This is a genomic window from Duganella margarita (genome assembly GCF_009857535.1).
In the GTDB taxonomy this organism is placed as follows: domain Bacteria; phylum Pseudomonadota; class Gammaproteobacteria; order Burkholderiales; family Burkholderiaceae_D; genus Rugamonas; species Rugamonas margarita.
The window spans coordinates 187,052-204,027 of sequence record NZ_WWCS01000006.1 but is presented as its reverse complement, the minus strand read 5'-3'; the positions used below and the strand labels follow the sequence as shown (position 1 = coordinate 204,027).

10 protein-coding genes and 2 pseudogenes are annotated in these 16,976 nt (G+C 64.2%); 7 read left to right on the top strand and 5 right to left on the bottom strand.

What is annotated here, in order from left to right:
• Nucleotides 1–84 precede the first annotated feature (84 nt).
• On the bottom strand, nucleotides 85–2,721 hold the full coding sequence (locus GTP55_RS11765) for a TonB-dependent receptor (RefSeq protein ID WP_161045115.1): 2,637 nt from the start codon (nucleotides 2,719–2,721) through the stop codon (nucleotides 85–87).
• A gap of 163 nt (nucleotides 2,722–2,884) precedes the next feature.
• A complete protein-coding gene (locus GTP55_RS11760; protein WP_161045114.1) occupies nucleotides 2,885–4,387 on the bottom strand; it encodes an AMP nucleosidase in 1,503 nt (500 codons plus the stop codon).
• A 137-nt stretch (nucleotides 4,388–4,524) separates the two neighbouring features.
• Here GTP55_RS11760 and GTP55_RS11755 point away from each other — a divergent pair, with 137 nt between their 5' ends.
• The 5 genes and pseudogenes from GTP55_RS11755 to GTP55_RS11735 form a co-directional block, all read left to right on the top strand.
• The gene (locus GTP55_RS11755; protein WP_161045113.1) at nucleotides 4,525–8,577 is read left to right on the top strand and encodes a Pls/PosA family non-ribosomal peptide synthetase; all 4,053 of its coding nucleotides are present in this window, start codon (nucleotides 4,525–4,527) and stop codon (nucleotides 8,575–8,577) included.
• Complete coding sequence (locus GTP55_RS11750) at nucleotides 8,574–9,224, top strand: 4'-phosphopantetheinyl transferase family protein (protein ID WP_161045112.1); 651 nt, start codon at nucleotides 8,574–8,576, stop codon at nucleotides 9,222–9,224. The genes GTP55_RS11755 and GTP55_RS11750 overlap by 4 nt, the downstream gene beginning before the upstream one ends.
• Nucleotides 9,221–9,946, top strand: coding sequence for a polysaccharide deacetylase family protein (locus GTP55_RS11745; protein ID WP_161045111.1), 726 nt, complete (start codon nucleotides 9,221–9,223; stop codon nucleotides 9,944–9,946). Before GTP55_RS11750 ends, GTP55_RS11745 begins: the two co-directional genes overlap by 4 nt.
• Nucleotides 9,943–10,494 (top strand): YdeI/OmpD-associated family protein, encoded by a 552-nt coding sequence (locus tag GTP55_RS11740; RefSeq protein ID WP_229257885.1) that lies wholly within the window; start codon nucleotides 9,943–9,945, stop codon nucleotides 10,492–10,494. The genes GTP55_RS11745 and GTP55_RS11740 overlap by 4 nt, the downstream gene beginning before the upstream one ends.
• A 2-nt stretch (nucleotides 10,495–10,496) precedes the next feature.
• Nucleotides 10,497–10,676, top strand: a pseudogene (locus GTP55_RS11735) (HD domain-containing protein); the annotation flags it as partial.
• A gap of 76 nt (nucleotides 10,677–10,752) precedes the next feature.
• Here the strand turns inward: GTP55_RS11735 and ybiA are convergent.
• The 3 genes and pseudogenes from ybiA to bla all read right to left on the bottom strand — a co-directional run bounded on the left by ybiA (nucleotide 10,753) and on the right by bla (nucleotide 13,394).
• Entirely contained in the window at nucleotides 10,753–11,250 is a 498-nt protein-coding gene (gene ybiA / locus GTP55_RS29560) for a riboflavin biosynthesis intermediates N-glycosidase (RefSeq protein WP_229257900.1), read from the bottom strand.
• A gap of 81 nt (nucleotides 11,251–11,331) precedes the next feature.
• Nucleotides 11,332–11,793: pseudogene (locus tag GTP55_RS29555) on the bottom strand (GNAT family N-acetyltransferase); the annotation flags it as partial.
• Between the two features lie 719 nt (nucleotides 11,794–12,512).
• The gene (bla, locus tag GTP55_RS11725; RefSeq protein WP_161045107.1) at nucleotides 12,513–13,394 is read right to left on the bottom strand and encodes a class A beta-lactamase; all 882 of its coding nucleotides are present in this window, start codon (nucleotides 13,392–13,394) and stop codon (nucleotides 12,513–12,515) included.
• Nucleotides 13,395–13,501: 107 nt separating this feature from the next.
• Between bla and GTP55_RS11720 the strand changes: the two genes are divergently transcribed.
• Entirely contained in the window at nucleotides 13,502–15,004 is a 1,503-nt protein-coding gene (locus GTP55_RS11720; protein ID WP_161045106.1) for an FAD-dependent monooxygenase, read from the top strand.
• Between the two features lie 79 nt (nucleotides 15,005–15,083).
• Nucleotides 15,084–16,940 (top strand): DUF885 domain-containing protein, encoded by a 1,857-nt coding sequence (locus GTP55_RS11715; protein ID WP_161045105.1) that lies wholly within the window; start codon nucleotides 15,084–15,086, stop codon nucleotides 16,938–16,940.
• Nucleotides 16,941–16,976: the final 36 nt, after the last annotated feature.

The window sequence follows — 16,976 nt, the reverse complement described above, 5'->3', positions numbered from 1 at the left end:
AAAGCGGGAATCCATACTACGCCGGCAATCAGGCGGGCTATGGATTCCCGCGTGCGCGGGAATGACGGTGGGGGCGCTGCTTAGTTAGATCTTCCAGTTCAGGAACACGCCAACCGAACGATCATAACGACGGGTGTCGCGTGGGTACAGCGCCTTGTTGCTCCAGTAGTCGGTGTACTTGAAGTTCAGCAGATTGGAGCCGGTCAGCGTGATCGACGTATTCTCGTTGATCTTGTAGCCCAGCGAACCATCCAGCGACGACATCGGCGATGCGATCAGGTCCAGGCCCGGACCGCCGTCATTGTAGACCTGCACAAACTTCGAGCGCCAGTTGTACGCCAGGCGGGCCGACACGCCAAATTTCTCATACAGGCCCACCACGTTGTACGACCATTTCGACATGCCGGCAAACGGCTTGTTGCTCAGGCTTGGATCGCTGGCGGTGCTGGTCTGGCCTTCGGTGTAGGTGGCATTCGCCTCCACGCCAAAGCCGCCCAACCAGCCTGGCAGCTTGTCGAAGAAGGTGCGGTATGCCACTTCGGCGCCTTGCAGGTAGCCGTCATCCGTATTGAAGGGACGCGTGGTGTCGTAGGTGACGCCATTGAAGGTCTCCTTCACTACCTTGCTCTGGATGTAGCCTTTGAACTCGTGGCGGAACAGCGCAACACTGGCCATGCCGGTCGGCGAGAAGTACCACTCCAGCGATCCGTCGTAGTTACGGGCAGTGAATGGCTTCAGGTCCGGGTTACCGCCAGACGCGGTGGCCTGGATGGTGGTGCCGTTGGCGTTGACGTAAGCGGTGCCTGGATTCAGATCGCTGAAATTAGGACGGGTCAGCGTCTTCGATACCGAGAAGCGCGCAATCACGTCCTGACGCAGCGATGCCTTGAAGTTGGCGCTCGGCAGATAGGCGGTGTCGCTTGAGGTCTTGGAGGTCGGCACATAGGCCGTGCCCACCATCGAATTGCCCAGCAGGTCGGAGTCGGTCTTGGTGACGCGCATGCCCAGTACACCGTCAATCGGAATGCCGGCCGTCTCCCAGCCGATGTGCGCCTTGCCGTAGAAGGCGTAGTTCTTTTCTTCGTCGGCGAAGTACGAGCCAGGGTCCAGCGCTTTTCCGGCCGAACTGCCGGTGATCGCCTGGCGCACCGCGCCGGTATTGGAGATCAGGTAGCTTGCGCAGGGGGTGTACCAGGCGGTGCTGCCCCAGTTGTTCTGCATGCTGGCCGTGCAGTTCAGGCCCGGCAAGGTGGTGACGGATACGCCGTCCGGCGCCAGCACCGAACCTTCATAAGACTTGATGGACGCCGCGGTGCGCTTGGCTGCGCGCACGCCAAAGCCGAAATCCTTGAACAGGCCCTCGTCCGCCATGGTGTAGGTGCCGTCGGCGCGCCAGTCGGTGGACGAACCATGGTCGTGGCCATAACGGTCGAACAGCTGGTCGAGGCGATAGTTGGCCGGGTTGGTGATGTCCTGGCCGCTGTACGAAATATTGGCGCCGCCGCCGGCGTTGGTGGTCACCACCGACGTTGGCATCACGGTCAGCGTATCCAGGATCGGATTCTGCCAGTCGAAGTCCGACAGCGTGCGCGCCAGTTCGGTGGTCAGGCGCAGGCCCGGCGCAGCATTCCAGCGGGCGCCGACGGCGTGCTGCTGGGTCACGTTGTCCTGGCGGTTGGCCTGGGTCGACATGATGGTGTTGACGTTCCTGGAGGTCAGCGTCTGCAGCTGGTTCGAGCCCGGGATCTTGGTGCCGGACATGGTGTCGCCCGGGCCCCACCATGGCAGCGCCACCAGGTAGTCGGTCTCAAAGTTGTTCAGGTAGTGCGTGCTCAGGCCTTCGGCGTAGACTTCCAGGTCCTGGTTCGGCTTCCATTGCAGCGCGTAGTTGGCGGCGGTGCGGCGGCGGTCGCCATGGATCGATTGCAGGCCCATCAGGTCCGGACCAGTCAGGTTGGGCAGCAGCCAGCTCTTGTCGATCGGCTTGGTATTGAAAGCGCGCTCTTCCGAGTAATGGTTGCGCACATACGAAACCCCGAAAAGCGCGCCGACTTCGCCGATCGGCGTTTTCCAGCGGTTGGAGATCAGGCCGCTGACGTTCGGATCGGTACGCTCGGCTTGCGAGTTATTGGTGGCGCCACCATTGACTGCGGCGGTAAAGCCCTTGAAGTCGAACGGACGGTTGGTGCGCACATCGATCACGCCGGCGATGCCGCCTTCCGGCAGGTCCGCCGATTGCGATTTGTACACGTCCACGCGTTGCAGCATGGTCGATGGAATGTCGGCCAGCTGGATGTAGCGGCCGGTGGTGGTGAACAGTTCGCGGCCGTTGAGCAGCGTGGCGATGCCCGGCAGGCCGCGGATCAGCACGGTGTTGGCTTCGCCGCCGTCGCGACGGACCTGCACGCCGGTGACGCGGGCCAAGGTCTCGGCAACGTTGGTATCTGGAAACTTACCGATATCGTCAGCAACAATCGAATCGATAACGTTATCGGCATCCTTTTTGATCTTTTGCGCCGATTGCGCGGCGCGGCGCACGCCGGTGACGGTCACGGTGGCTTCGGGCGCGGGTTGCGCGGCGTCGCTGGCCGGGGTGGTCTCCTGTGCTACAACTGGGAAGGCGCTCAACAGGCCGGCGGCGGCCAGTACGGCGACGCCGGATTTGAGGACGAGACGATGCGTCGCCTGGGACATGGAAGTCCCGGATACTGTATGTTTCATAAGTCTCCAGTGTTGTCTGTTTTTATAGAGCGCTGCTCGGGGGTAGCGCTGGTTGAACAAATCTTATGGGCTGGAGAAAAAACAAACCAATCAATTTTTTCAGGTTTTCGATACCGAAAAAAGTATCAAGCCCGCTGCAAGCGGGCCTGGGCCGGGCTTGCGGCTATTGGAACGCGACTTCGGTAAAGCTGCGTAACTTGCGAGAATGTAGTTTATCCACACCAAGCGCGCGCAAAAGTTCAACTGCACGAATGCCGATGCGTAAATGCTGGTCAACCCGGTCGCGATAAAACTGGTTAGCCATGCCGGGCAATTTAATCTCGCCATGCATCGGCTTGTCGCTCACGCACAACAAGGTGCCGTAGGGAACGCGAAAACGGAAACCATTGGCGGCAATGGTTGCGCTTTCCATATCCAGCGCAATCGCCCTGCTCTGGCTGAAGCGGCGCTCCGGCGTGCGCTGCGGCATCAACTCCCAGTTACGGTTATCGGTGCTGGCGACCGTGCCGGTGCGCATCACCCGCTTCAGGTCGTGGCCGGTCAGCTGCGTGACCTCGGCCACGGCCGCCTCAATCGCTACCTGCACCTCGGCCAGTGGCGGAATCGGCACCCACAGCGGCAAGTCCTCATCCAGCACATGGTCTTCACGCACATAGCCGTGGGCCAGCACGTAGTCGCCCAGTTCCTGCGTGTTGCGCAGGCCGGCGCAGTGGCCCAGCATCAGCCAGGCGTGCGGCCGCAGCACGGCGATATGGTCGGTGATGGTCTTGGCATTGGCCGGGCCGACGCCGATGTTCACCATCGAAATGCCGGTGCCGTCGGCGCGGATCAGGTGATAGCCCGGCATCTGCGGCAGGCGTGGCAGCGGCGCGCCATGCACGTCGCCCGGCTCCACCGCCTGTCCCACGCGCCGCATCACCAGATTGCCCGGTTCGACGAAGGCGATGTAATCGTTGCCCGGCTCACCGGCCGGACTGACCATCAATTCATGTCCCAGCTTGATGAATTCATCGATGTAGAACTGGTAGTTGGTGAACAGGACGAACTTCTGGAAGTGCTCGCACGAGCTGCCGGTGTAGTGGCGCAGCCGTTGCAGCGAGTAGTCCACGCGCGGCCCGGTGAACAGCGACAGCGGCTGCGCCTCGCCCATCGGCGGCTCATGGGTGCCGTTGGCGATACCGTCGTCCATTGCGGCCAGATTGGGCAGATCGAACACGTCGCGCATCAGCAGCCGGCGCTCGGCGGTCAGGCTGCCTTCGATATGTTCATGCTCGGCGAAGGAGAAGTGAATCGGAATCGGCTGCGCGCTGACGCCCACTTCAATCTTGACCTGGTGGCTGCCGTGGTTCTTCAGCAGCAGCTTGAATTGCTGAAGGTAGTAGCGGGCAAACAGGTCGGGCCGCGTCAGCGTGGTTTCGTAGGTGCCTGGGCCGGCGACAAAACCGAACGCCAGCCGCGAATCGGCGCGCGCCACGGTGTCGGTATGGACCCGCACAAACGGATAGCAGGCCCGCACATGGTCGCCGACGTTTTCGCCGGCCACAAAGCGCTTCATGGCGTCGCGCAGATAGGCGATGTTGGCGTCGTAAATGGCGCGCACCTGGTCGTAGGCAGCCTGGGCGTCGTCAAACTGCATGGGGGCGATGAATGGACGGGTGGTAGTCATGCGGATCCTTCAGTTTTGGCGGGTATTCGTATTGTATTTCCTATTGTAAAGGCTGTAAGCGGAACTTGCATTCTCCCTCTATGGGAACCATCTGGCGTACCGTACAATGACGCCCTGACACGGAGAAAAGCCACCGCATGAATCAAGCCGCAACACCGCACGTCCTTTTTGGCCCGCAACAGGAAAGTCTGCTGCGCGAGGAAATCCTCGCCGACCTGCTGGAAGCCAGCGCCACCCGCACACCCGACCAGATTGCGCTGATTTTCGGCGAACGCCAGCTGAGTTATCGTGAACTGAACGCGCAGGCGGATCTGGTGGCGGCGCGGCTGATTGCGGCCGGCGTGCAACCGGGCCAGATCGTCGGCCTGTGGCTGCCGCGCGGGATCGATCTGCTGGTGCTGCAAGCGGGTATCGCCAAGGCCGGCGCGGCCTGGCTGCCGGTGGATGAAGATACGCCGGTCGAGCGCTTGCAGGTTTGCCTGGATGATGCGGACGGCGCCGGCGTATTGACCTCGGCCGCGTTTGCGCCGCGCCTGGCCGCATTGGCTGATTTTGCGGCGTCGGGCCGTCCGGTGTGGACCGCCGAAGCGCTGCTGGCCGCTCCCGCCGCCGGCGAAGTGCTGGCGCGGCGTGGTGCGGTATCGCCGGATGTGCCGGCGTACGTCATTTACACTTCCGGTTCGACCGGCAAGCCAAAAGGCATCCTGATCACCCAGCGCAGCATCTGCCACTTCCTGCGCAGCGAGAACGAAGTGCTGGGCGTGCGGGCCGAGGACAAGGTGTATCAGGGCTTCTCGGTAGCCTTCGATATGTCGTTTGAAGAGATCTGGATTTCCTATCTGGTCGGCGCCACGCTGTGGATCGGCCCCAAGGAAACCAGCGGCGATCCGGAGACGCTGCCGCGCATGCTGGAGCAGAACCATGTGACGGTGCTGCACGCGGTGCCGACGCTGCTCGCGCTATTCAATCAGGAAGTGCCGAGTCTTCGCTTGATTAATCTCGGCGGCGAGGCGTGTCCGGAATCGCTGGTCACACGCTGGTCGCGCGAAGGCCGGCAGATGTTCAACACCTACGGCCCGACCGAAGCCACGGTGTCCGCCAGCCTGGCGCGATTACAACCGGGCTACCCGGTGACCATCGGCCGTCCGCTGCCCAACTACGGCCTGCTGGTCATCGACGCCAACACCGACCCCGCACCCGACGCGGCGCCGGCGCAAGGCCCGGTCCTGCGCCTGCTGCCTTATGGCGAAGTCGGCGAATTGTGCATCACCGGCCCGGGCCTGGCCGCCGGCTACCTTGGCCGCCCGGACCTGACGGCGGAAAAATTCCTGCCCAACCCGTGGTCGACCGGCCCGCACGACGCACGCCTGTATCGCACCGGCGACCTGGCGCGCATCGGGCCTGACGAAGAAGTCACCTGCCTTGGCCGCGCGGACGACCAGGTCAAAATCCGCGGCTTCCGCGTCGAACTGGGCGAAATCGAAGCCCTGCTGGCGCAGCAAGCCGGCGTGGGCACCGTCGCCGTCCTGCTGCGCAAAGACGACGGCATCGACCAGCTGGTGGCCTATCTGGTCGCCGACGCCGGCGTCACGCTGGACAACCGCGCCCTGCGCGCCGCCCTGACGGAGAAGCTGCCGCCGTACATGGTCCCCGGCCGCTACGAAATGCTGGACGCCATGCCACGCCTGACCTCCGGCAAAATCGACCGCAAGACGCTCAAAGCCACACCGCTCAGCGCCCCGCCCGCCGGCAGCGCCGCAGACTCGGACCTACCCGAGACGCCGGCCGAAGAAGCCCTGTTCAAAGCACTGGCCACCCTGTTCCCCGGCCAGCCGATTCAGCGCCAGGCCGACTTCTTCACCGACCTTGGCGGCCATTCGTTCTTCGCCGCCCGTTTGGCGTCCGCGCTGCGCACCGATCCGCGCTTCGCCCACATCACAGTGCGCGACATCTATCAGCAACGCCAGGTCGGCAAGATCGCGTTGGTGCTAGCAGAAGCGCCGGGCGGCACCGCCGAAGAACAGCCATGGACGCCGCCTTCCGCCATCAAACGCTGGATCTGCGGCATCGCCCAGGCTGTCGCCATGCCGCCGCTGGTCACGCTGCGCATGGCGCAATGGCTGGCGCCCTTCTTCACCTACCATTTCTTCACCGGCGATCCGGGCGACTCGGTGACGCGCGCCATTGCCGCCTCGGTCGGCGTGTTCCTGCTGGCGACCATCGGCGAATTCGCCATCGCCATCGCCGGTAAATGGCTGATCGCCGGCCGCCTGAAAGCCGGTGTCTATCCGCTGTGGGGCCTGACCTACTATCGCTGGTGGCTGGCCGACCGCCTGGTGGAAGCCGCGCCGGCCTACCTGCTCAGCGGCTCCTCGCTCAACGCCTGGTGGCTGCGCGCGCTCGGCGCCAAAGTCGGCAAGGAAGTCATCATCGGCTCGTACACGCTGCGCGCGCCGGACCTGTTGCACATCGGCGACCAGGTCAGCATCGGCAACGCGGTCAACTTCGAAAACGCCCGTGTCGAACGCGGCCAGCTGCACCTCGGCCAGATCACGCTGGAACAAGACGCCTGCGTCAGCTCCTACGCCATCATGGAAGGCAATACCCGCGTGGAAGCGTTGGGCCACCTGGAAGGCCAGTCGGCGCTGAGCGACGGCGGCGTGGTGCCGGCAGGCCGCGTCTGGGCCGGTTCGCCGGCACGCGATATGCGCGCCTTCGACACCAAACGGCTGCCGGCACGCTTGCCGGTCACTGCCGCGCGCCGCGCTGCCGAAGCGCTGTTCTTCGTGCTTGGCATCCTAGGCATCGTCACGCTGTTCTTCATGCCGGTGTTCCCGAGCTTTGTGCTGATCGACTGGTTTGACGAAGCGGGCTGGATGCCGTGGATCCAGGGCGATGACATGCGCATCCAGCTGCTGCGCTACTTCCTGCTGGCCTTCCCGGCCAGCACGGTGCTGATCGTACTGACCGCGCTGATCTCGGCCGGCATCCGCTGGAGCGCGCTGCCGCGCCTCAAGCCGGGCCAGTTCCCGATCCACGGCAACACCTACTGCGCCAAATGGCTGGTGAGCCAGATCCAGGAATCGAGCCTGAACGTGCTGCACGGGATTTACGCGACGGTGTTCGCGCCGTACTGGTATCGCCTGCTCGGCGCCAAAGTCGGCAAGGACGCCGAAATCTCCACCGCGCTGGGCGTGGTGCCGGACATGCTGACGCTGGGTGACGAAACCTTCATCGCCGATGCGGTCATGCTGGGCGACGAGGAAATCGACGGCGGCTGGATGGTGATGAAACCAACCGTGATTTCGAATCGCAGCTTCGTCGGCAACGGCGCCTACATCCCGGACGGCACCATCCTGCCGGAGCATGTGCTGATCGGCGTGCATTCGCGCGCGCCGGACAACGAGCAAATGAAATATGGCGACACCTGGCTCGGCTCCCCGCCGATCAACCTGCCGGCGCGTGAGCAGACCAGCGGTTATCCGGAGCATCTGACTTTCCATCCGTCGCCAATGCGCCGTTTGGGACGCGGATTAATTGAAGCGTTCCGCATCGTCGCACCGCATGCGCTGGTGATCGCGGTCGGCTACACGCTGGTGCTGGCGGTGATGCCGGCCGCCGGCGCCGGCCGCTGGAGCGAAGTGACGTGGGATCTGGCGCTGGCGGGCCTGGCCTACGGCGTCGGCAACTACGTGTTCGTGGTGCTGCTCAAATGGCTGTTGATCGGGCGCTATCGCAAACAATCGGAGCCCATGTGGACACCGTTTGTGTGGCTGTCGGAAGGCGTGACCAATCTGTATGAAGGCATCGCCGTGCCGAACTTCATGCGCTACCTGCGCGGCACGCCGTGGCTGCCGATTGCCTTCAACCTGTTGGGCTGCCGCATCGGCAAAGGCGTCTACATGGACACCACCGACATCACGGAGTTCGACTGCGTGCAGATCGGCGACCACAGCGAACTGAATGCGCTGACCTGCCCGCAGACGCACCTGTTCGAGGATCGCGTGATGAAGATCGATCAGGTCGTGATCGGGGAGCGTGTCTACATGGGGCCACGCGCATCGGTGCTGTACAGCGCCGCCGTCGGCGACAACGCCCGCCTTGGCGCGCTGACGCTGGTGATGAAGGGCGAGAATATTCCGGCCAACGGCAACTGGGCCGGCTGCCCGGCCGCTCCGCTGCGCAAATGAAAAGCCTGGCCGTCCAACGCTGGCCCGGCCCCACGCCGACGCCGCAGGACGGCATCTTCGCAATCCTGATCGACACCAGCGGCGCGCCGTCGCCGCCAGGCGCCGCAAGCACGCCTGCGCCACGCGGCGCAAACGCGTTCCCCACGCCCGCGTCAGGCACCGGGCCGCAACGCGACGACGCCCGCCGCCAGATCCGCCTGGCCGCGCGCGAGGCGCTGGCTGTGGTGCTCCGCATGCCGGCCACCGACATCACTGTCGCCTCCGCGCCCGGCACGCCGCCACACATTCTGCTGGCCGGCGTCAAGAGCCGCATTGGCATCTCCTTGAGCCACGACGACGGCTACGCACTGGCCGCCATCAACCTGCACGGCCCAATCGGCGCCGATATCATGCGCGTGCAGGACATCCCCGACTGGCAAGCCGTGGCACGCGACTACCTCGGCCCAGCCATCGCCGCCGCGCTACAAAACACCACCAACCGCCCCCTCGCCTTCACGCAAGCGTGGACACAACGCGAAGCCGCGCTAAAATGTCATGCACAACAACTCAGCGAATGGCAAGCCGAGCTTACCGGCAGCACCATCTCGCTGATCCTGCCGGCCGCGAATCTGGCAGGTCACATCCATATTGGAGACAAAACCGCATGAGATTCATCGCCCTGATCCTCGCCGCCATCGCAGTCCACGCCAGCGCCACCGAATGCGGCCCGGACCAGCTCAACACCGCCCGCACCATCACGCTCAAGCGCGAAGGCGCCCTGTACGGCGCGCAGCAGCACACCGCGCTGCCGCTGGCCAAAGGCGAAGTCGTCCTGACCTTCGACGACGGCCCATCCACCGACAACACCCCGCTGGTGCTCAAAGCGCTGGCCGACCAATGCGCCAAGGCGACCTTCTTCCTGATCGGCGAGCATATCGTCCAGCAGCCCGACCTGGCGCGCCGGCTGATCCGCGAAGGCCACTCCGCCGGCATCCACAGCAACACCCACCCGCATCTGGCGTCGATGACCGCCGAACAGCAGCTGGACGACCTGAAACTGAGCCGCGCCGCCTACAAGACCGCCTTCGGTGTCGAAACGCCAGCCTATCGATTCCCCTACCTTGAAGAGACGCCAACGCTGCTGGAAGCGCTCAAGCGCGACAACATTACCGTCGCCTCGATCGACATGGGCATCAACGACTGGATCCCGGAAGACACCACCGCCATTCTCGCCCAGCGCCTGACCGAAAGCCTGGACAAAGCCGGCCGCGGAATCATCCTGATGCACGATGCGAACGGTCCCACCGCCCAAGCCTTGCCCACGCTGCTCAAGGTCCTGAAAGACAAAGGCTACAAAGTGGTCCACCTGGAATGGGAAGCTGCGCGATGAGCACCCACAAATGGCAGGCGGAGTTTGAAGCGCTGCGCGCCATCGTCAGCGCCTGCGGCCTGGAAGAAACCGTCAAATGGGGCCAGGCGTGCTTCACGCTGGATGGCCACAACGTCGTGCTGATACACGGTTTTAAGGAATACTGCGCGCTGCTGTTCTTCAAGGGCGCGTTGATGAAGGATCCGAAAAACATCCTGATCCAGCAAACCGAAAACGTGCAGGCCGCACGCCAGATCCGCTTCACCACGCTGGCCGACATCGCCCGGCTGGAGAAGACGCTTACCACCTACATCAAGGACGCCATCGCACTGGAAAAATCCGGCGCCAAAGTAGAGATGAAGCAAACCGCCGAATTCTTCTTCCCCGAAGAGCTGGAGCACAAGATGGACGAACTACCCGCCCTGCGCACCGCCTTCGAAGCGCTCACGCCCGGCCGCCAGCGCGCCTACCTGCTGCACTTTTCCTCGGCCAAGCAAGCGGCGACGCGCATCGCGCGCATCGAAAAAAGCGTCCAGCGCATCCTCGATGGCAAAGGGATGAACGACTAACCGTGCATATTGATGACCTGTCCCGCCGAGTTGATTTCCTGCGAGAGATCGACCGGCTGAAATCCGTCGTCCGGCAATCGCCGCTGCTTGACCGGAGCAGAAAAGAAAATTCAGCCCAACACTCGTGGCATCTGGCCATGTATGCGCTCGTATTGGCCGACTATGCGGCGGGCGGTATCGACAATCAGTCAATGGACGATTTTGGTCCCAATCATGGGGTAACATAGCAGGCGCAACTTGTCGTGCCGGGCCCAAATTTCAAGCGCTTCTATGTAGCCGGCTACGCACTTCCATCAGTGCGAAGCCCAGTAGATTGAGTCCTTCCCACGCAGCAGGATCTGTGGCGCGCGGGTCGTCGGCACCCAGGCCGATGCCCCAAATGGCGTCAACTGGGCTGGCTTCGACCAGAACCCGATCCTGCGTATCAAGCAAAAAGGTGCGTAGTGCGGCATTCTGGGAAAACTTCGCCATGTTCGCGCGGACGACGATGTCCCACCGGTGCGCCAGCCAGCGTTGGTTGTCGAAGCCGAGCACCTCGCGGCCTATCGCCTTAGCCGCACCGGGATTGGTGGCAGCGAGCACGCGCTGGCGCGCAGCTTCGTCCCCAAACAGACGCGCCTTTTCCGCCATCATGTAGTGCTCTGCCGTCAGGTACCGAATACCATCAACCTCAAATGACGCTTCGAACCATTGGCTAAAACAGGTCTTGGTGATTGCGCCGTCGCGCGATGGCTGATGGCCCCAGAACATGAGCATCTTGACCTGGCCGCCGCCATCCACATATTTGCGAAGCTGCGCCACCGAGCGCAAGCCAGGTCGCGAGAGCCATTCCATTTTCTGGAGCTGGATGTGCGGATGGCTTTCCAGCGGTTCCCATTCGGGCAGGAAGGCAAAGCCAAGCTTTTGATAGAACGCTGCCGCACGCTGGTTGTTTGGCGCGACGTCGAGCAGGATGCGCTGGTACGTTTGCGACGCGGCGTGGCTTTTTACCATGTCAACCAAATGTGTGGCGACTGCTGTGCCACGGTGGGATGGCGCTACCCACATGGCGATCAGTTCCAATTCCTGCTGGTCGTTGGGCACATGGCCGACGATGCCGACGGCTTCCCCGCCATCGAATGCGAGGATGAAGCGCGCCTTGCCACGGCCTGCTGCGCGGTCACGCCATGCGTCGTCGGTGTAGGCTGCCGCGCTGGCGTGGCTGACGCCAAAGGCCTGCGGCGCATCCTGCAAGGCTGCCAGTCTTATGCGCTTCAGTTCCTGCCAGTCTTCTTCTTTGGTGTATCGGATGTCGGTCATGTCAGGACGGGCTCTAGCTTTGTCAAATTCGCGGAAGATGGTGCCGGGCGCGGCCAGCTCGCGCAGCGCCATTGTGCGCAGGGCGTCGTCGGCAATGCCGTCAATCGCTGCAGCGCGTAGCGCATCGGCTTCGGCGAGGCGGCCCAATCCGCGCCACACCGTTTCGCATAGCGACAGGTCGCGGACATAATTCGCCAGTTCAGCCGCCATGCGCGGCGCGCCGCCGGCGGGCAATAGCGGCAGATGTTCCGCCAGCGTGTTGAGCTCTGCCAGCCATGACAGCGGATCTGTGACATAGCGCTGCGCCAGCACATAATCCTGCGCTTCGACGATGGCGGGCAAGGCCTGCCGAATGCTTCCTTTCGGTACCTCCGGCAGCACTGCCAGCATTTGCAGGAAGAGTTCATACGTGGCGCGGCTATCCTCAAGCGCCTCGTTCATGTCGGCGATGATGGAGAAGCGGTCGCGCCGCCTGTCGCCGAACGTGATATCGCCGGCCAGCAGGCGTTCGGCTTGCGCTGCGCGTTCACGCACCATGGCCTCGCGCGCTGGCGCATGCTGCCCGACCAGCAGGCGCCATTCGATCATGAAGATGGCATGCGTGCCATCCTCCCGCGCGAACAGATCAAGCAGCAAGGACAGCGCGCGATCATGGCGACCCTCGCGCCGCGCCAGTATCGCCTCATGGAGGTCGGCCTCAAACGCAAACGGAGAAGCGCTCACCGGAATGCCTCGATCGCCACCTTGGTCACTTCGCCATGCAGCTCGACGCGCGCCTTGTCGTCCTTGCCCGGCAGCGTGACGTAGACCGCCAGCAGAATCGGCGGCCGGCCCGGCGGCCAGATGACGGCGATGTCGTTGACGGTGCCGTAGTCACCGGCGCCGGTCTTGTCGGCGACGACCCAACCAGCGGGAACGCCGGCGCGGATGCGCGCCGCGCCGGTGGTGTTCCCGATCATCCAGTCCTTGAGCTGGCGGCGGCAATGCAGCGGTAGCGCCTCGCCCATCACCAGCTTTTGCAGCGACTTCGCCATCGCCTGCGGCGTGGTGGTGTCGCGCACATCGCCGGGAATCGCGGAATTGAGTTCGGTCTCCCAGCGGTCCAGCCGGAATTCGCTGTCGCCGATGGAACGCGCGTAGGCCGTCACCGCTGCCGGGCCGCCGATCTGCTTCATCAGCAGGTTGGCCGCGGTGTTGTCGCTGTATTGCAGCGTGGCTTCGCACAGCGCTTCCACCGTCATGCCATCGGCCACGTGCTTGCCGGTGACCGGCGAATGCGGCACCAGGTCGCTTTTCTCATAACGGATGCGCTTCTCCAGCAGCGACGGGTCTCGCGCCAGCACGGCTGCCGCCAGCATCATCTTGAAGGTGCTGCACAGCGGGAAGCGTTCGTCGGCACGATGCAGCAACTGGCGGCCATCGGCCATGTTCAGCGCCGCCACGCCCAGCCGCCCGCCGGACTCCATTTCCAGCCGCGCCAGCAAGCCGGTGCGCGATACGGGCGCCGTGCTGGGCGCCTGATCCAGCAGGTCGGCGGCACGCGCCAACGGCGCGCTGGCCAGCGCCAGCATCAGCGCGCGGCGGGTTGTGAAATCGGTCATTGGCCCAAGAATAAGAGTTAAGTAAAAATAAACATATCACATACTTGCCAAAAACGCCAAGCTTCAATTGCGCGCACCGCGATAAACGGTGGCGCTAAACTCACGCCATGGCTACACAGGTGCTCATCGTCGGCGCCGGTCCGACCGGCTTGGTGCTTGCCATTGCGCTGGCAAGACGGGGCGTTGACGTCCGCATCATTGATCACAACAGCGGCCCCGGTCAGGCCTCGCGCGCCATGGCCGTGCATGCGCGCACCCTGGAGTTCTACCGCCAGCTGGGCTTTGCCGATGTAGTAGTCGATCAGGGCATCCAGATCGAAGCCATCCACCTGCGCGAACACGGCCAGGACGTCGGCCAGTTGCCGCTCAAGGACATCGGCGCCGGCCTCAGTCCCTACCCGTTCGTGCTCGCCTTCCCGCAGGACGACCACGAACGCCTGCTGGTGGCGCAGTTGCAGGCAGACGGCGTGCAGGTGGAATGGAATACCGAGCTGGAGTCCTTCACCCAGGACGAATGGGGTGTGCGCGCGGTGCTGCAGCATGAGGGCGACCGCATCGCCTGCAGCAGCATCTATCTGTGCGGGTGCGACGGCGCCCGCAGCCGCGTGCGCGATGCGCTGCAACTGACCTTCACCGGCGGCACCTACGACCACCTGTACTACGTGGCGGACGTGCACACCGCCGGCCCGTCCAACCACGACCTGGTGGCCCATCTGGCCGCCCACAGCTTCGCGCTGATGCTGCCGGTGCGCTCGCGCGGCATGCAGCGCCTGATCGGCATCCTGCCGCCGGACGCCCCGCCCGATCCGGACTTTGAAGCGGTGCGGCCGACGCTGGAGCCGCTGCTGGGCATCAGTGTGGAGCAGGTCAACTGGTTCTCCACCTACCGCGTGCACCACCGCGTGGCCGCCCGCTTCCGCGTCGGCCGCTGCTTCATCGCCGGCGACGCCGCCCACATCCACAGCCCGGCCGGCGGCCAGGGCATGAACACCGGCATCGGCGACGCCGTCAACCTGGCCTGGAAGCTGGCCCACGTGCTGCAAGACCGCGCCGACGTCGCGCTGCTCGACACCTACGAGGCTGAGCGCATCGTCTTCGCCCGCAAGCTGGTCGCCACCACCGACCGCGCCTTCCAGATGATGGTGTCGCAGGGCGCCGGCGGACAGCTGCTGCGTGAATGGCTGCTGCCGCATCTGTTCCCGGTACTGAGCGGCTTCGGCGCCGCGCGCCGCACGCTGTTCAAGTCCCTGTCGCAAATCATGATCCACTATCCCGACAGCCCACTCAGCGGCGGCCGCGCCGGCGACATCATCGGCGGCGACCGGCTGCCGTGGGTGGCGGATAACTTCCGGCCGCTGCAATCGCTGGACTGGCAGCTGCACGTCTACGGCCAGGCCACGCCGCAGCTGACCGCTGCCGCGCAGGCGTTGCACCTGCCGCTGCACGCCTGGCCGTGGACCGAGGCCGCCGCCCACGCCGGCCTGCTGGAAGATGCCGCCTACCTGGTCCGCCCCGACATGCACGTGGCGCTGGCCCTGCCGCGCCAGGAGACCGACGCGCTGCAGGCGCTGGTCGCGCGTTTTCAGCTGCGATTCAGCAGCGATAGCTAAATGCCATTGACATCCCGGCGGCGCGCAGGCTAATGTCGCCGTCGCGCCGATTCTTTACCTTACCCCATCAAAGGATGCCATGAGTCTTCCCAACCCTTCCCGCCGCGACCTGCTGTTGGCCGCCCTTTCCGCCACCGCCGTCGGCGCCGTGCCCGGCCTGGCCTGGGCCGCCGCCGCGTCACCGGCCGACGCCAGCTTCTCCAAACTGCTGGACGATATCGCCGATGAAGTCCTGCGCCTGTCGCCGACCGGCGCCACCGGCGTGGGACTGGACAGCGGCGCCCGCGCCGCGCTGAAATCGCAGCTGGAAGACCTGTCGCCGGCCGGTGACAAAGCCTGGGCCGACGAAGTCAAATCGATCCAGAGCCGCCTGCGTGGCATCAACCGCGCGACGCTGAGCGCCGATGCGCAAATCCGCTACGACACCATCGCCTACGCCGCCGAATCGGGCGTGCAGGGCCTGCGCTTCCCGTTCGGCGGCGCGGCCAGCGGCTTCAATGGCGGCACCGCGCCGTTCCCGGTCACGCAGCAGGACGGCACGCTGACCCGCCTGCCGGAATTCCTCGACTCGCAGCACCAGATCGCCAACGCCGCCGATGCCGACGCCTACCTGGCGCGCCTGGAAGGCATGGCCAAGCTGCTGGACCAGGAAACCGCCCGCATCGCCGAACAATCCGCCCAGGGCATCGCGCCGCCGGACTTCATCTGCAAGACCGCGCTGGGCCAGTTGCAGGACTTCCGCAAGACCGCCGCGGCCAACCAGAAGCTGGTAACCTCGATCACCGAACGCACGCAAAAACTCGCCATCGCCGGCGACTGGCACGCGCGCGCACTGAAACTGGTGGAAGGTTCGGTCTATCCGGCGCTGGACCGCCAGATCGCCACCTTCAGCAAGGCCGCCGCCAAGACCACCAACGTGGCCGGCGTGCACCGCCTGCCGGACGGCGCGGCCTACTACGAGTGGGCGCTGCGTCTCGGCACCTCGACCACCCACAGCGCCAGGGAAATCCACGCCATCGGCCTGGAACAGAACAAGCAGCTGCAGGCGCGCATCGACGCCATCCTGAAAAAGCAGGGCATCACCCAGGGCACGGTCGGCCAGCGCCTGCTGGGCCTTTCCAAGGACCCGAACCGCTTCTACGCCGACAACGACAAGGGTCGCGCGGAGTTGATCGCCTATTGCAACGAGCGCGTGGACGCGGTACGCAAGCTGATGCCGAAAATTTCGCACCTCGACATGAAAGCGCCGCTGCAAATCAAGCGCGTGCCAACCGATATCGAAGCCGGTGCGCCGCTGGGCTATATGAACTTTGCGTCGCTGGATGGCAAGCGCCCGGCGATCTACTACGTCAACCTGAAGTCGACCAAGCTGTGGCCGAAATCGGAACTGTCGACGCTGACCGCGCACGAAGGCATTCCCGGCCACGCCTGGCAAGGCGCCTACCTGGCCGAGCACCACGCCGAACTGCCGCTGATTTCCTCGCTGATCGGCTTCAACGCCTTCGTCGAAGGCTGGGCGCTGTATGCGGAGCAGCTGGTCGATGAATTCGGCCTGTACGCCAACGATCCGTTCAGCCAGATCGGCTATCTGCAAGCGCAGCAATTCCGGGCCTGCCGCCTGGTGGTGGACACCGGCATGCACGCCATGAAGTGGACGCGCGAACAGGCGATCCGTTTCCTGGTCGAGAACACCGGCCGCGGCCAGCAAGCCATGACCAGCGAGATCGACCGCTACACGGTATCGCCGGGCCAGGCCTGCGGCTACAAGATGGGCCACAACGAAATCATCAGCCAGCGCGAGCGCGCCAGGCAGGCGCTGGGCGGCAAATTCGACCTGGCCGGCTTCAACGACGCGCTGGTGGAAAGCTGCGGCGTACCGCTTACGGTGCTGCCGACCGTGATTGACCGCTACATTGCGAAACAACAGAAGGCATAAAAATCTTTTGTAGGTCGATGGTTTTCTTGTAAGCTT

Excerpts from the sequence above, each read along its gene's own strand:
- ybiA (WP_229257900.1), bottom strand. The coding sequence starts at position 11,250 with ATGCTCATGTTCTGGGGCCATCAGCCATCGCGCGACGGCGCAATCACC.
- GTP55_RS11715 (WP_161045105.1), top strand. The coding sequence starts at position 15,084 with ATGAGTCTTCCCAACCCTTCCCGCCGCGACCTGCTGTTGGCCGCCCTT.
- GTP55_RS11760 (WP_161045114.1), bottom strand. The coding sequence starts at position 4,387 with ATGACTACCACCCGTCCATTCATCGCCCCCATGCAGTTTGACGACGCC.
- GTP55_RS11750 (WP_161045112.1), top strand. The coding sequence starts at position 8,574 with ATGAAAAGCCTGGCCGTCCAACGCTGGCCCGGCCCCACGCCGACGCCG.
- GTP55_RS11720 (WP_161045106.1), top strand. The coding sequence starts at position 13,502 with ATGGCTACACAGGTGCTCATCGTCGGCGCCGGTCCGACCGGCTTGGTG.
- GTP55_RS11740 (WP_229257885.1), top strand. The coding sequence starts at position 9,943 with ATGAGCACCCACAAATGGCAGGCGGAGTTTGAAGCGCTGCGCGCCATC.
- GTP55_RS11755 (WP_161045113.1), top strand. The coding sequence starts at position 4,525 with ATGAATCAAGCCGCAACACCGCACGTCCTTTTTGGCCCGCAACAGGAA.
- GTP55_RS11765 (WP_161045115.1), bottom strand. The coding sequence starts at position 2,721 with ATGAAACATACAGTATCCGGGACTTCCATGTCCCAGGCGACGCATCGT.
- GTP55_RS11745 (WP_161045111.1), top strand. The coding sequence starts at position 9,221 with ATGAGATTCATCGCCCTGATCCTCGCCGCCATCGCAGTCCACGCCAGC.
- bla (WP_161045107.1), bottom strand. The coding sequence starts at position 13,394 with ATGACCGATTTCACAACCCGCCGCGCGCTGATGCTGGCGCTGGCCAGC.